Origin of the sequence: Amycolatopsis suaedae, from assembly GCF_004214935.1 — a bacterium.
Classification (GTDB): domain Bacteria; phylum Actinomycetota; class Actinomycetes; order Mycobacteriales; family Pseudonocardiaceae; genus Amycolatopsis; species Amycolatopsis suaedae.
This window is the reverse complement of sequence record NZ_SFCC01000010.1, coordinates 297,029-311,542: the sequence shown is the minus strand read 5'-3', so window position 1 is coordinate 311,542 and position 14,514 is coordinate 297,029. Positions and strand designations below refer to the sequence as shown.

15 protein-coding genes are annotated in these 14,514 nt (G+C 71.1%); 5 read left to right on the top strand and 10 right to left on the bottom strand.

What is annotated here, in order from left to right; genetic code table 11:
• Window positions 1-19 precede the first annotated feature (19 nt).
• Genes EWH70_RS21525 through EWH70_RS21515 form a run of 3 tightly spaced genes read right to left on the bottom strand, consistent with a single transcriptional unit; the run spans window position 20 to window position 1,597 of the window.
• Complete coding sequence (locus EWH70_RS21525; RefSeq protein ID WP_130477247.1) at window positions 20-535, bottom strand: VOC family protein; 516 nt, start codon at window positions 533-535, stop codon at window positions 20-22.
• The gene (locus tag EWH70_RS21520; protein ID WP_130477246.1) at window positions 528-1,043 is read right to left on the bottom strand and encodes an RNA polymerase sigma factor; all 516 of its coding nucleotides are present in this window, start codon (window positions 1,041-1,043) and stop codon (window positions 528-530) included. Before EWH70_RS21520 ends, EWH70_RS21525 begins: the two co-directional genes overlap by 8 nt.
• Window positions 1,044-1,099: 56 nt before the next feature.
• Window positions 1,100-1,597, bottom strand: a complete 498-nt coding sequence (locus EWH70_RS21515; RefSeq protein ID WP_130477245.1) for a hypothetical protein — start codon at window positions 1,595-1,597, stop codon at window positions 1,100-1,102.
• Window positions 1,598-1,813: 216 nt separating this feature from the next.
• On the opposite strand from EWH70_RS21515, the gene EWH70_RS21510 reads away from it, so the two are divergent.
• Window positions 1,814-2,794: a LysR family transcriptional regulator gene (locus tag EWH70_RS21510; RefSeq protein ID WP_240687127.1), complete on the top strand. Its 981-nt coding sequence runs from the start codon at window positions 1,814-1,816 to the stop codon at window positions 2,792-2,794.
• Between the two features lies 1 nt (window position 2,795).
• On the opposite strand, the gene EWH70_RS21505 is transcribed toward EWH70_RS21510, so the two are convergent.
• Window positions 2,796-4,220 carry an MFS transporter gene (locus EWH70_RS21505; protein ID WP_130477244.1) on the bottom strand — a complete coding sequence of 475 codons (1,425 nt, stop codon included), beginning with the start codon at window positions 4,218-4,220 and terminating at the stop codon, window positions 2,796-2,798.
• A gap of 134 nt (window positions 4,221-4,354) precedes the next feature.
• Here EWH70_RS21505 and EWH70_RS21500 point away from each other — a divergent pair, with 134 nt between their 5' ends.
• Genes EWH70_RS21500 through EWH70_RS21485 form a run of 4 tightly spaced genes read left to right on the top strand, consistent with a single transcriptional unit; the run spans window position 4,355 to window position 7,949 of the window.
• On the top strand, window positions 4,355-5,173 hold the full coding sequence (locus EWH70_RS21500; protein WP_130477243.1) for a helix-turn-helix transcriptional regulator: 819 nt from the start codon (window positions 4,355-4,357) through the stop codon (window positions 5,171-5,173).
• A gap of 53 nt (window positions 5,174-5,226) precedes the next feature.
• A complete protein-coding gene (locus EWH70_RS21495) occupies window positions 5,227-6,060 on the top strand; it encodes a hypothetical protein (protein WP_130477242.1) in 834 nt (277 codons plus the stop codon).
• A 57-nt stretch (window positions 6,061-6,117) separates the two neighbouring features.
• Complete coding sequence (locus tag EWH70_RS21490) at window positions 6,118-7,284, top strand: sensor histidine kinase (RefSeq protein WP_130477241.1); 1,167 nt, start codon at window positions 6,118-6,120, stop codon at window positions 7,282-7,284.
• Entirely contained in the window at window positions 7,281-7,949 is a 669-nt protein-coding gene (locus EWH70_RS21485; protein ID WP_130477240.1) for a response regulator transcription factor, read from the top strand. The genes EWH70_RS21490 and EWH70_RS21485 overlap by 4 nt, the downstream gene beginning before the upstream one ends.
• 9 nt (window positions 7,950-7,958) lie before the next feature.
• Here the strand turns inward: EWH70_RS21485 and EWH70_RS21480 are convergent, their stop codons facing one another.
• From EWH70_RS21480 to EWH70_RS21455, 6 genes are all read right to left on the bottom strand, one after another.
• Complete coding sequence (locus tag EWH70_RS21480; RefSeq protein WP_130477239.1) at window positions 7,959-8,453, bottom strand: hypothetical protein; 495 nt, start codon at window positions 8,451-8,453, stop codon at window positions 7,959-7,961.
• Window positions 8,450-9,694 carry a hypothetical protein gene (locus tag EWH70_RS21475; protein WP_130477238.1) on the bottom strand — a complete coding sequence of 415 codons (1,245 nt, stop codon included), beginning with the start codon at window positions 9,692-9,694 and terminating at the stop codon, window positions 8,450-8,452. The genes EWH70_RS21480 and EWH70_RS21475 overlap by 4 nt, the downstream gene beginning before the upstream one ends.
• 41 nt (window positions 9,695-9,735) lie before the next feature.
• Window positions 9,736-10,047 (bottom strand): hypothetical protein, encoded by a 312-nt coding sequence (locus tag EWH70_RS21470; protein WP_130477237.1) that lies wholly within the window; start codon window positions 10,045-10,047, stop codon window positions 9,736-9,738.
• Window positions 10,048-10,372: 325 nt separating this feature from the next.
• Window positions 10,373-12,145: a glycosyltransferase family protein gene (locus EWH70_RS21465; protein WP_240687126.1), complete on the bottom strand. Its 1,773-nt coding sequence runs from the start codon at window positions 12,143-12,145 to the stop codon at window positions 10,373-10,375.
• Complete coding sequence (locus EWH70_RS21460) at window positions 12,142-12,684, bottom strand: hypothetical protein (RefSeq protein WP_130477236.1); 543 nt, start codon at window positions 12,682-12,684, stop codon at window positions 12,142-12,144. Before EWH70_RS21460 ends, EWH70_RS21465 begins: the two co-directional genes overlap by 4 nt.
• Window positions 12,681-14,492, bottom strand: coding sequence for a glycosyltransferase family 4 protein (locus EWH70_RS21455; RefSeq protein ID WP_240687125.1), 1,812 nt, complete (start codon window positions 14,490-14,492; stop codon window positions 12,681-12,683). The genes EWH70_RS21460 and EWH70_RS21455 overlap by 4 nt, the downstream gene beginning before the upstream one ends.
• Window positions 14,493-14,514: the final 22 nt, after the last annotated feature.

Below are 14,514 nucleotides of genomic sequence, written 5' to 3'. Positions count from 1 at the left end.
ACCGGCACCTCCTTCCTTGTCAGCCCGGCCGCTGGGCCAGCATCCAGCGCTGACCGAACGGGTCGGTGATGTTCGCTCCGTAGCCGTGCCCGGTGTCCCGCGGCGCGCGGTCGACGCTGGCGCCGAGCTCGCTCGCCCGCGCCACCGCCCGGTCGACGTCGAGCACCTCGACCCGGATCAGCGGCCCGCCGCTCGCCGCGACCGTGTGCCCGATCTCCGGGAACTCCTCGGCCAGCATCAGCACCGAGTCGCCGATGGCGACCTCGGCGTGGCCGACCTTGCCGTCGGTCATGATGACCGGCTCGCCACGCACCGTCGCGTCGAACACGTCGACGTAGAACCTCATCGCCCCGCGGGCGTCGGACACCGCGAGGTACGGCGTCAGCGCGTGGACGGTGGCCGTCACCCGGTCACTCGTGATGTCGTCTCCGTTCAGCACGGCGTCCACCAGCCGCGCACGCAGCTCCGCCGCGAACGCGGGATCGGGGGCCACCGGCGTGTTCTCGGCACGCAGCGCGTCGAAGGGGTCAGTCATCCTTACCTCCCTCGTAGGCCCGCCGGAACGCCGAGCGAGCCCGCACCAGCAACGCCTCGGTTGCGTGCACCGTGCGGCCGAGCAGCTCCGCCACTCGTGGCACGCCGAGCCCGTCCAGGTACCGCAGGGTCAGCGCGGCCTGGTGGTGCGGTTCGAGCTGGGCCAGTACCTGCCTGGCCCGCAGGGCGTCCAGTTCGGCGTCCCACGGATCCACCAGCTGCTGCTCGTCCTGGTGCACCAGCCGCAGGCCGCGCCGCTCCCGTTCGAGCCTGCGCCAGTGGTCGGCCAGCTTGTGCCTGGCCACCCCGATCAGCCAGGGCACGCCGATCTCCACGTTCGCCTGCCGGGCTGCCGCGACGGCGCCGAGAAAGGTCTCCGACGTCAGCTCCTCAGCCAGCGTGCGGTCACCGCACCTGGCCAGGAGATAGCCGTAGACCTCCGGTAGCGCCGTGTCGTACAGCTCAAGCAGCGCGAACGCGGGATCCGGTCGTGCCCTGGGTTCGTTCACATACCCATCGTCGTCCGGGACGATCAGGCTCCGATGCCCCGAATGGGTGAAGGGGTTCAGGCGAACCTGGCGGCCTTGCGTGCCCGTACGTAGGCGTTGTTCGCCGGCAGCCAGCACAGCACCACCGCGACCAGGCCGATCGCCATCGCCGCGAAGCTCGTCGCCGACACGGCGACCGGGGAGTGGTCAAAGGCGATCAGCACGTGCGGCAGCAGCGAGAACACGGCACCGATGGTGATCAGCACCCTCGCCGCGGTCGCCGCGTTGCGCGCACACAGCCCGGCGATCAGCAGCCAGAGCGCGAAGAACACCGCCATGCCCCCGCGCACGACGAGTTGCTGTGCCCGCTCGTCGACGACCAGCTGCCACATCGCGGGTGACAGCGACTCGATGTCGGCCGCCGTGATGCCGTCCGGGAGACCGATGCTCGGGCCGAGCGTGTCGATGGCCTCCTTGAGGTTCGTCTCTGCCAGCTCCTTGCCGCCGGCGAACACCAGCACCGCACCGACGACGGCGGCGGCCGCCGCGGCGATGGCCGCCCCCACCGCGGCCATCACCGTCCCCGGCTTCGATACGGGCTGTGTTGTCGGCTGGGCAGGGTGCATCGTTTGTGGATGATTCACGTCGCAATTTCTCCTAGGAAAGGGATGGGGAGGCGCCAGAGTGTGCCACGGGCCATGGCGTGATGAACAGTGAGTCGAGAAACTAATGTGAAGATAAATTGTCGTGTAATGCGGATCAGTTTCCGGCTGCCGATACACTCTCGCCTCATGAGCAGACAGCTCGACAGTCCACAACCGTTGCTGGACACCACAATGGACCAGCTGCGGACGTTGATCGCGGTCCGCGACACCGGAACCGCGCTCGGTGCCGCCCGGCTGCTCGGCCGGGAGCAGTCGAGTATCCAGAAGCAGCTGGACACGGTGAACCGCAATTTCGGTGAACTGTGTGGTGAACCGCTCGTGCGAAAGCAGGGACGCGGAAAGGCCATGCTGTTCACGCCGACCGGCGAGGTACTGGTGGAACTGGCCAGGAAAACGCTGGGGGACTGGCTGGACGCCGTCGAGGACTCCCGGCGCAGGCTCGGCACCACGCTGACCGTCGGCACCACCCGGTTCACGCTGGGGTTCCTCATCGACGGCACCGAGCGGGTCGCCGACGACTTCCGCCGCGACGGCATCGAGCTGAAGGTGACCCACCTGCGGACCAAGGATCTACTGTCCAGCCTGGACGATCGCAGGGCGGACCTGGTGTGCGGCAGCGTCCTCGCCGGTTCGTCGCTGTGGGAACGCTACGACGTCATGGAATGGCGGCGCAGCGGGCTGTCCCTGTTGACGAACCTGCCCGAGCGCCGCCTGCGGGGACCCCGCGTCGCGGCCAGCGAGCTGACCACGTTGCCGCTGGTGGTCCCCGCGGCGGGGCTGATCACCGGCGTGCTCAAGGGCTGGTTCGGCGCGGACTACCGCTCGACGCTGGACGTCGCCGCCGAGATCGACACCATCCAGTACGGCATCGAACTGCTCACGTCCGGCCTGCTCAGGGGCTGCATGCTGGTGACGAGGGGCGTCGGCGAGGCCGCCGAGGACGGCAGGCTGGCCGAGGGCGACGGGCTACGTGTGCTCGAACTCGACGGCGACCTCGAACCGGCGCAGGAGGTGCTGGTCGGGGTGTTCTGCCGGAAAGGGGAAAGCTCCGCGCACGGCGCGGAGCATCCCCTCACCCGGTTGTGGGGAGCGCTGGCAAAGCGCTAGGTCAGGCCCGGGGGTCCGGCAGCTTGCGCCCGGCGGTGACCACCACGATCGACCCGGCCAGCTGCAGGCCCAGGACCAGCAGGAACGCCGTGCGCATGTCCAGCGCACCGGACGCGGTGAGCCCGGAGAACAGGCTGCCCAGGATGGCGACGCCGGAGGCGTTGGACGCCTGCTGGGTCGTCGAGAGTGCGCCGCTGCCGACACCGGCGAGGTCGGCTGGAACGCCGGACAGCACCACGCGGAACAGGGTGGTCACCGCCATGCCCTGCCCGATGCCGCAGACCACCATGCCCGGTGCCAGGTCGAGCACGGTCACGTCCGGCCAGGCCAGCCCGAACGCTCCGGCGAGCAACAGCAGCCCGACGCCCTGCAGCGCGCCGCCGGCCACGACCACCCAGTGCCCGTACCGCGTCACCAGCCTGCTGCTGGCCAGCGAGGTGACCATGAACGCGACGGCCATCGGGGTCATCGCCAGACCGGCCTGCGCCGGTCCCAGGTGCAGCCCGTCCTGCAGGGTCACCGCGTAGACGAACATCATGCCGCCGAACGCGGCGAAGAACGGCACGCCGATCGCCAGGCCGCGCCGCATTCCCGGCATCCGCAGGACCGACGGTGGCAGCAGGGGGGTACGACCTGCCCGTTCGGCACGTCGCTGGGACCACACCAGCGCGACGGCGCTGACCGGCGAGACGGCCAGCAGCACCCACGCCCACACCGGCCAGCCCAGCGCGCGCCCCTCGGTCACCGGGATCAGGAAGGCGAGCAGGGTGAACCCGAGCAACGCGGTGCCGAGCCGGTCGGCGCCCAGCGGCACGCTGGACCGGCTTTCCGGGAGCCGGCGGGACAGCAGCAGGCCCAGTAGCCCGATGGGCACGTTGACCAGGAAGATCGGCCGCCAGCCGGTACCGGCGATGTCGGCGGCGACCAGCAGCCCGCCAAGTAGCTGGCCGATGACCATCGCGCTGCCGGCCGTCGCGCCGTACTTGCCGAGCGCCCGCGACCGCTCCAGCCCGCTGGTTCCGGCCTGGATGATGGCCAGGACCTGCGGGAACATCAGCGCCGCCGAGGCGCCCTGGGCGATCCGGGCGACGACGAGCGTGCCGGCGTCCGGGGCGATCCCGCACGCCAGCGAGGTGAGGGTGAACGCGGTCAGGCCGAGCTGGTAGAGCCTGCGCCTGCCGAAGGCGTCGCCGAGCCTGCCGCCGAGGACGAGCAGCGTGGCGAACGCGACGCCGTAGCCCGCGACGACCAGCTCCAGCGTGGCCGCGGAGGTGGCGAGGTCGGCGCCGATGGTCGGCAGCGCGACGTTGACGATGAAGTAGTCGATGAGTGGAAGCGCCGTGCCCAGCAGCACCGTGTACAGGCTGCGTGCGCTCAGCGTGGAAGCGGGGAGAACGGCTGTCGGCCGTTCGGTCTGGACTGTCACGGCTACCAGCCTCGGGCGCAGGGGACCCTGGTACCAGTGCGTGTTTATCCAGGTATCCCTGGTACCTGGTAACCGCCTGCCGCCCGTGGGATCGTGGCTGGGTGACCACCGTAGCCCCAGGTACTCCCGATTCGATGCGCCGCCGCGTACTGGGCCACTTCCTGCGCAGCAGGCGGGAGCGGATCACACCCGAGCAGGTGGGCCTGCCCCCGGGCGGCAGGCGGCGCACGCCGGGTCTTCGCCGCGAGGAGGTCGCGCAGCTCGCCGGTGTCGGGGTCACCTGGTACACCTGGCTCGAGCAGGGGCGCGACATCCGGGCGTCGGAGCAGGTGCTCGACGCGGTGTCCCGCACCCTGCGGCTCGACCCGCACGAACGGGCCCACCTGTTCCGGCTGGCCGGAGCCCGTGAGGTGCTGCCACTGGACGGTGACTCGGCGGCCGTCACCCCGCCCGTGCGGCGCATGCTGGCCAAGCTCGAACCGTTCCCGGCGGTCGTGCAGAACACCAGGACCGACATCCTGGCGTTCAACCGCGGCTACGACTGGCTCACCGACATCGGCAGGCGGCCGTTCGACCAGCGCAACTCGCTGCGGCTGTGTTTCCTCGACCCGGACTGGAAGGCCCGGATCGCCGACTGGCCGGAGAGCATGCCGCGGTTCGTCGCGCAGTTCCGTGGGGCGATGGCGACACACGTCGCCGAGCCGGGCTGGAAATGCCTGGTCAAGGAGCTGCGCCGGGAGTCGCCGGAGTTCCTGGCGATGTGGAACCAGCACGAGGTGCGGGGCGTGCACAGCCTGACCAAGTCGTTCGATCATCCCGAGGCGGGCTACCTCCGGTTCGAGTTCACCTACCTGTGGTTCGGCCAGCGTTCCGAGGTGCGGCTGGCCACGTTCACCCCGGCCGACGAGGCCACCCAGGCCAAGCTGCCGGTGTTCCCTCCCGAGGGGGACTGACCTCGGCCGCACGCGGGAGGATCGCGGCGGGTCCGGGCCGCAGACTCGGTGGCATGGCGGTTCTGTCGGTGAAAGTCGAGCGGCCCTCGGTCGGCCGGGTGGTGCTGGGCTGTGCGGCGGTGCTGGGCACCGTGCCGTACCTGGTACTGAAGGTGTCCTGGCTGACCGGTGGCACGGTCGGGCTGAACGATCCGGAGTTCGTCCGGACACCCCTGATGTACGCGGGCAACGCGCTGACCGGGCTGCTCGATCTCGCGGCCGTGGTGGTGGCACTCGCGCTGACCCTGCCGTGGGGCCTGCGGCTGCCGGGGTGGCTGGTGCTGTTCCCGGCGTGGGTCGGGCTCGGGCTGCTGGTGCCGATCGTCGCGGCCGCGCCGGTGGCGATCGGCCAGTTCCTCGGCGGGGAGGTGCCGGCTGACCTGCCGTTGAAGGACTGGGTGTGGGCCGTGGTCTACGGCGGGTTCGCCTGGCAGGGGCTGGCGCTGGGAGCGGCGTTCCTGCTCTACGCCCGGCGCCGCTGGCCAGGGGCGTTCGCGCCGCGTGCGGCCCGGAGCCGGCTGGGCTGGGCCGGGATCGCGGTCGCCGTCGCCGGGCTGGCCGGCTGGCTGGTGCTGGCACCGATGGATCTGCTCGGCTGGCTGCTGGCCGCGGGGACGGTACTCGCCATCGCCGGGACGCTGGGCCGTTCGGCCGTCGCGCTGGCGGCGGCGTGGGCAGGCAGCGGGATGCTGTTCGGCTGGGGTGGCTGGACCCTGCTGACCGGCGCGGCCGTGCGGCTGCCCGCCGGTGAGATCTCGGTGGGGCACCTGGCCGTGTGTGCGATCCAGGTGCTCGCGGGCGTGCTACTTGGCCTGGCACTTCGACGCGGCCTAATGCACACGTCGTAACCCAACAGCCGCTTTTCAACGGACGCCTGGGCCGGTCGGGTGCCGTAACTTCGACGTGTGGTTCCGGAGAAGCGCACGCAGCGTGTTCCCAGCGCGGGTGACGTCGCATTGGCGGTCATCGTGGCGGGGTTCGTCGCCGGTACCACCACCAGCGCGTCGCACTGGCGGGGCCGGTGGCCGGGGGCGCCCGGCGAGTTCGTCGAGCCCACCGGACGGATGCTGGACCTGCTGGGCTACTGCTGGCTGTTCGCGGCCACGTTGCCGCTGCTGCTCGCCCGCCGGTTCCCCCTGCCGGTCTTCGCGGTCACCGCGGTGCTGGCCATCGCGTACTACCACTCCAACTACCCGGGTGGCCCGGTGATCGTCGCCCCCGCGGTCGCGTTGTTCACGCTGACCCGGCTGCGCGGGCTGGTGCCGGGTGCCGTCGCCGGCGGGGCGTTGCTGCTCGGGCTGTACGTCACCTACGTGGCGGCCAACGGCCAGTGGCTGCCGGGAGCGGGAGCCGCCGGGCTTGTCGGCGGCGTGGTCGCGGTCATCGGGATCGGGCTCGCCGTGCGTGACCGCATGGCCGCCAACCGGGCACGGCGGGACCAGGCCGCGGAGCACGCCGTCCGGATGGCCGAGCAGGAACGGCTGCGGATCGCCCGCGAGGTGCACGACGTCGTGGCACACAGCCTGGCGATGATCAACGTGCAGGCCGGGGTGGCCGCACACGTCGCCGACCGGCGCCCGGAGCAGGCCAAGGAGGCGCTGCACAACATCAAGGAGGCCAGCGCGTCGGCGCTGACCGACCTGCGGGCCACGCTGGCGGTGCTGCGGGGTGGGCAGGAGACCGGTCCGTCGCCGAGCCTGCAGCAGATGTCGGAGCTGATCGACCACGCGAGCGCGGCCGGGCTGAACGTGCGGGTGCACGGCGAGCCGGGCCAGCTGCCCGCACCGACCGATCAGGCCGCCTACCGGATCCTGCAGGAGTCGCTGACCAACGTCGTCCGGCACGCGAACCAGCCGCGGAACGTCGACGTGCGGCTGCGCCGCAGCGGTAACGTGTTCCAGCTGGTCGTCCGGGACGACGGGCAGGGCGCGACGCCGCCGAAGACCGGCAACGGCCTGCGCGGCATGCGGGAGCGGGCCGAGGCGCTGGGCGGCTGGGTGCGGGCGTCCGTGGTCGACGGCGGGTTCGAGGTGCGAGCGGAACTTCCGGTGAGCGGTGAGGGAGCGACATGACCATTCGCGTGGTGCTGGCCGACGACCAGGCGCTGGTACGTGCCGGGTTCCGCGTGCTGCTGGACACCGAGGACGGCTTCGAGGTGTGCGGCGAGGCCGGAGACGGCGCCGAGGCGGTCGCGCTGGCCGTCGAGCACCGGCCGGACGTGGTGGTGATGGACATCCGCATGCCGGGTACCGACGGCCTGGAGGCGACCAGGCAGATCACCGGCAACCCGGAGCTGTCCGGTGTGAAGGTGCTGGTGCTGACGACGTTCGACGTGGACGAGTACGTCTACCAGGCGCTACGGGCCGGGGCGAGCGGGTTCTTGCTCAAGGACACCGACCCGGTCGACCTGCTGCGGGCGCTGCGGGTGGTCGCGTCCGGCGAGGCCCTGCTCGCGCCGACCGTGACGCGGCGGCTGATCAGCGAGTTCGTCGGCAGGCCCGAGCACAGGACGATCGACGTCGGCGCGATCCGGGAGATCACCGACCGCGAGCGGGAGGTACTGGCCCTGGTGGCGGGCGGGTTGTCCAACGACGAGATCGCCGAGCACCTGGTCATCTCCAGCGCCACGGCGCGCACGCACGTCAGCCGCATCATGACGAAGATCGGCGCGCGCGACCGTGCCCAGCTCGTGGTGCTGGCCTACGAATCCGGCCTGGTGACGCCCAAGCGCGGCTAGTGTCCTGAGTCAGGTACCGACGATCCACCAGTGGACGACAGGTCTGGCCGGATCCGTCCGGTCGACCAGAACCTCACGGGTCACCACGTCCGGTGTTCCCGGCTGCGGTGGCAGGCGATCCTCGGCCGAGGCGATGTCGGAACCGTTGTCGGGGTGGAATCCCTCGACTCCGGGGGTGAAGACCTTGCGTCCCCGCTCCAGTGGCGTGGTGAACCCTGATCCGGTGAGCAACGGTTCGACGGAGGCGGGTTCGACGGCGACGGCCAGGCGGTAGAGCTGATCGATCCCGCGATCGGCCTGTGCGCCCAGCACCTGCGTGCCCGGCGGCAACACGATGTGGCCGATGCGCAGGGCCTGCTCGACTGCGGCCGGATCGGCGGGTTCCTCGCCCCGGGGCGAGCCGGGTTCGGCGCCGCAGGCGACCAGCAGCATCAGCAGCCCGGCCAGCACCAGCAAGAGCGGACGGGCGGGGTAACCGTTGTCGGGCACGATCGTCAGCTTCACCGCCCAGGGTCCGTTCGACCGCCCGTGCGGTTGTCGGGCGGGGGTGGGAGGCCAGGTTGTTCGCCAGGTGCCGGCACCGTACCGGAGAAATGCTTCGCATCCGTCGAGCCGGTCAGGTTGTATTCCTGGGCGAGACCGCTCTTGTGTAACTCGGCAAGCTGCTGGTCGGTGACGGTGAACGGCCCTATTTCGGTGGATTTCCCTCCATCCCAGTTGTACCGGTCGAAGACGTGCGTCTTGTAGTCCATCTCGATCCGGGGCTGGCCTCCAGGCTGATCAGGCGGGTGCACCGTGGCCACACCGGTCACCGCGTAGCTTCCGCTGCCGGTCGCATAGAACCAGTCCTTGTTCTCGTCTGGACTGATTGTGTAGTCCTGCCAGCCTGAGCTGAACGGGATCGGTTTTCCGTAGGTGCCGTTGGCTGCGGCTTGTTCGGCGATCTGTCGCATCTGCGCTGCCGTTGTCTGATCGACCTGTCCGCGGAACGAGGCAACGTCGCGAGCCATCTCGTCGGGGCTCATGTTGAGATCCTTACCCGAATTGCCGAGGTAGTGCTCGAGGTTCTTCGCGGCGTGTGTCCAGCCGGCACCGTCTGCCCAGTCGGCGGCCTCCGAGGCCAGTACCGCGGTCAGGTAGTCCGCGGCGTTCTCGTCGCGGCTCTTGTGTGGTCCAGCCCCCGGGTCGGTCGGCGGCGGAGGGGGTGCACCGGGAATCGGTGGAGCATCCGCCTGAGCCGCTCCGGCGGCTGCCGCTTCGGCGATCGTCGGGGCGGTTCCGGGATCGACCTCTCCACGTTCGGCTCGCCGGAGCGCTGTTGTCAGGTCGGCATCGATGTTATGTGCGGTGCGCAGCGCGGCGGTGATGGCCGCACCGCCCTCGACACGAGCACGCTCCCGGTCCTCTGGGCGCAAGTCTGGCGGCGCCACGCCCCCGGCGAATGTGTCGACAATCGCTCCGTCGTCAGCAACCCGGAAACCGTACTTGTTCAGGTAGTTTTCGGCGTTGGCGATTTCCGCCTGGACGGCGGGGATTCTGTCAGCGGCTTGCGGAATCGCCTTGGCCACCAGGCCGCTTCCCGCTGCCATGGTTCGCAGTCGGGTCATCATGGCGTGGTGTGCGGAATCGGCGTTGGATGCGGCAGGGCCTGACCAACCCTCTATCGGCAGGACTTTGCCGAAATCGTCGCCTGAGTGGATGAGGGCGTTCTGCCGGTGCTGGATCACTGACGCGATCTCGTTCAACGCGGCGGGATTCCACCGTTTCACCTCAGGGATTCCCACCATCAGAGTGGTCCCCCGAGCTTCGGCTCGTGTCGAACCACTTCGGTACGTGCGTTGTCGTCGGCTGTCCGGTAGCTCATGGCTGCACGGCTGAGCGAACTGCCGAACTCGTCGGCGTCCTCGCACCATGAGGCGAGCGCCGCCGCCCAGGTCGTCGCATAGCTCATTCCTGCCCCGGACGCTTCAGTTCCCGGAATTGCTGCGGTCAGCTCGTTGACCGGGCTTCCACAGTCGGCACCACGCAACTCGGTTGCCAGCTCGGCTGCCTGAACCCCTGCGGCCTGGATCGTCTCGGGCGTCGCATCGAAACCCACGTGACTTCCCCCCGAAGTCGTGAGATCTGTTCGAACCTTGACTGCTGCAGAGTGTAGTCGCCAGGAAGCTTTCTGGAGTCGAGTCCAGTAGAGATGGGTAAGAAAGGCACGAACGGCCTAGTTCGCCGGTCATGCACGCGAGACGTCCTCAGCCCTTGCGGGGCTTGCGCAGGCTGTGGACCAGGCGCACCAGAAAGACCAGCGCGACCGCTGAAACCAGCACTATCTGCAACCACATGGGCGTGCCTCCTCGTTCGGATGCTCCGCCTCTACTACGCACGGCGCCGGGAAGACACGGCCCTTCTCACCCGTTCGGACTAGCGAACTACACCCGGTCCAGCTCGGCCCACACCCGTCCGGCGTCCAGGTCGACCGGTCGCGGCGCGGGATCCGGACGCAGCCGCGACAGCAGGATCTGCTGCACCAGCGCGCTGTCGTGCCCGCACGCGACGACCTGACGCCAGAACACGTGGTCCTCCAGCCCGTCGAACAGCGGGTTCTCCGTCCACTCGCCGACGGCGTCCACAACGGACCGGTGCACCAGGTACCCGCACCCGAGATACGGCAGCCGCCGCAGCCGCCGCTCCTCGGCGGGCAGCGCACCGACCAGGCCCTCGACGGGGTCGGCCACCAGGCAGTGCGCCACCGGCGCGTCCGCCTCCAGCAGTCGTTCCAGCAGGTACGGCGACGCCCGCAGCCCCGCGTCGACCACCAGCAGCCACGGCGAACGCGACCGTTCCAGCAGCCGGTTGCGCGCGTAGCCGCGGCCCAGCGGGAACTCGTGCACCAGCGTCGGGAACGGCGACGACGACGGCAGCGCACCGTCCTCACCGATCAGGATCTGCCTGGGCAGCACCGTCCCGCCGAGCAGGTCGTGCACCAGCCCCGCCGGGTCCGGCTCGCCGGGCCTGCGCACCAGCAGCACGTCGACCGGCGCGCGCTCGGCTTCCGGGAACACCGCCACCGACGGCTCGATCCAGCGCTGGTCCGCGCCCCGCCGCGCGTAGGTGATGCGGTCGACCGCCATCACACACGCCGCGGCGTCGAAGTCGCCGGACGGGCCACCCGGGCCGGGCGCGAACCGGGGGTCCCAGGACGGGGTGTCCACCGACAGCGACTCCGCCGGACGCCGTGGCGCCGCGGCGAGCCTGCTGGTCTCCGGCGCGCCGCCGGGGTCGGTGACCCCGCCGATCAGCTCCGTCCCCAGCTCCATCAGCATTTTCGCCGACCCGAGCAGGTCCAGCTTCTCGCGGACGAACTCGTACCCGGCCATCCGCAGCTCGCGTTCCCGCTCCGGCTGACCGGCCAGCGCCGCGGCCACCGCGCCCAGCGACTCACCACGCGCGACCACCAGGTGCTCGCCCGGCACCATCGGCTCGACGTCGGCCGACGGCTCGGTCAGCACGACACAACCGTTGCACAGCGACTCCAGCACCCGCACCCACTCCAGCGCGACCGACCGGCCGCGGTGCAGGTTGATCAGCATGCGGGAGTCGGCGAGGTGGGCGAACTTGCCGTCGCCGGGCAGGAAGTCGACCCGCCGCGGCCCCATCATCTCGTGCGGCGGAACCATGATCCGGGTCCGCAGCGCGTCCAGGTCACGCCAGTATCCGGCGAGCAACTTCGACCGCCGCCGCTCCTCGGTGCCGAGGTAGGTGACGTCGACCGAACGCTCGCTGTCCGGGTCGCCGCCCCAGCGGTCCCACAGCGGTGTCCAGCCGAGCTGGAAGTGCTCGACGCGGTTACCCTGCCTGCGCAGCTCGGCCGTCGAATCCAGGTTGATGTCGACGCCCAGCGCCAGCTTCGGCAGGTACTGCGCGGTCCGCTCGAACGACAGCGTCCCCGGATGCTCCACACAGAACCCGATGGTGCGGGCCAGCAGCTCGGACCCGGGCTGCTCGTGCGGCGGGGTCACCACGAAGTACTCGTGCGGCACGATCAGGTAGACCGTGTCCGGCCCCGGCTCGGGGAAGCGTCCGCTGGCCGTGCGTGCCCTGCCGCCGGCCCGGCGGACGGCGTCGGCGACGACGTCGAGCAGCTCGTCCATGAAGACCGAGCCGCCGATGCCGGAGACGAAGCAGAAGTCCGGCCCGCTCACTGCTGCGCGCGCCTGCGGACGGCCCGCAGCGGGGCGGTGACCCGCCAGCTCACCGTCGCCCTCGTGGCCTCCAGCTCGCTGGTCAGCTCCGCGACCTGGCTGGCCAGCGCGGCCGCCCGCTGCTCGCTCTCCGCGGAGCCCGCGCCCGGCCTGCCCAGCTGGTCGGACTTGCCGGCGAGGCTCAGCTCGGCGTCCAGCAGCCGCAGCCGCAACGCGTCCCGTTCCCGCCTGGTCTCCGCCAGCTCCGACCGCAACGCGGTGCGTTCCGCCCGGACCCCGTCGGCCGTGGCACGCAGCGCGTCGGCCTCGGCGGCGGCCTCCGCGGCGGCACGCTCGGCTGCGGCCAGCCGGTCGGTCAGTTCCCGCGCACCCGCCAGCTCGTCCCGCTCGGCGGTGACCTCCGCCAGCTGCCGCGTGACGCCGGCCAGCTCCTCGCGTACCCGGTCGCGGTCCTCGGCGAGCACCTCACGCTCGGCACGCAGGCGGGTCAGCTCGGCCCGCAGCGGGCCGGGCAGCCCGGCAAGGTCGTCGTTGGTCACGGTGTTTCCCCTCCACGGGTGAGCGAGCTCAAAACCTCGGAGTACTCGGCGGCGTAACCGGCCGGGTCGAGCCAGCCTGCCAGGTCGGCGTACGCGGCCTGCGCGATCTCGGCCCGCTGCCGCGCGGGCGTCTCCAGGGCCCGCAGCAGCGCGACGGTCAGCGCGTCGATGTCGTTCGGCTCGAACAGCCAGCCCGACCGGCCGTCGGAGATCATCTCCCTGGCGCCGAACACGTCGCTGGCCACCACCGGAAGGCCGACGCACACGGCCTCCAGGATCGACCGCGGCAGCGACTCGACGTCGGAGCTGTTCACGAACAGGTCGGCGGCCTGGAAGTACGGTGTCGGGTCGCGCTGCACCTCGACTAGGTTGACCCAGTTGCCCAGCTTCATGCGCGACACCAGGTCCGAGGTCGCCAGCCCGTACGGCGACGGGTGGTGCCCGACGACGGTGAGCAGCACGTCCGGGTAATGCCTGCGGACCCTGTCCATGGCCGCGATCAGCCCGGCCTGCCCCTTGCGGGGCTCCATGATGCCGACGTTGAGCACGATCAACGCGTCATCGGGCAGGCCGAGCCGCTGCCGGGCGTCGTGCCGGACCTTGCCGCTGGTGCGCCCGTCGAACCGGACGAACGGCGTGCCGTACCGGACCGTCCGCCGCCGGTGCGCGGGGGCGTAGCGGCCGAACATGTCGCTGGTCGCGTCCGCGACGAACAGGAGCTGCTCGGTCTGCCCGAGCAGTTCCTCCCAGCGGGCACGCACGGTCGGGTCGACGCCGTCCCGCCACGTCTCGTAGGCGAACGTCGACAACGGGAAGCTCTCGTGTACCGCCCACGCCACCGGCAGGCCGGCCCGGCGCGCGGCATCGACGCCGGGGAACGCGCTCAGCGTGTTCACCAGCGCCACCCCGGCACCGGTCGACTTGGCCAGCAGCGCCAGCTCCGCGACCTGGCCCTCGTAGCCCGCGACCGAGTCGACGGCGTAGGGCTGGGTGAGGTGCACCGGGATGCCGAGGTCGGCGCAGTCCTGCCGGAGCGGCCCGTCCAGCGGCGTGACGACGGTCGCCGCCCAGCCGTGCTGCTTGACCAGCCCGGTCAGCAGTTCCTGCAGCCACAGCTGCCCGCCGCCGAGCCGCAGGCTGTGCGCGAACACCAGCGCGTGCCGGGGGGCGGTCCGCGCGCCGACCCTGGCCAGCATGCGGCCGCAGCGGTCCCGCAGTTCGCCGGCCAACCGCTCGTCGTCGGTGTCCCGCGACGGTGGCCGGATCACGCAGTAGCGGGTGGGCGACGTCCACTCGCCGAGCTGGTGATGCCGCAGCCGGACCCGCAACGCGACCCGGTGCTCGCTGCCCGGCGGGACGTCCAGTGCCAGTCGCGCCTCGAAACCGCTGGTGCCGGCCTCGGTGAAGTCGGGGAGCGCGCCCGCGACGTCGCCACGCGGGATCCGCAGCCGCGCCGCGGTCGGCGGGGCGCCGTCGACCAGGATCTCCACGGTGCTCGGCGCGTAGCCGTCCATCAGTGCCCAGCCGCTGATCGCCAGCACGTCGTCGGCGATGTCGGCTTCCGGGTGCGGGTGGTCCAGCTCGAACAGGACGAGTGGTTCGTCCTCCTCGAACCGGCCGACCGTGCAGTGCGCCAGCGCGACCCGCCCGCCGGGCCCGTGCAGCTCGACGGGGTGCGTTCCGGTGGCCACCGGGGCGGCGGTGGTCGCCGCCCAGCCGATGCCGTGGTCGGCCGGCGCGGGCGCCAGCAGCGCCTCGCGGCCGGCGATGTGCACCGTGACCTGGTCGAGGCCGCTCACCCCGGACACCCAGCCGACGATGCTGAACCGG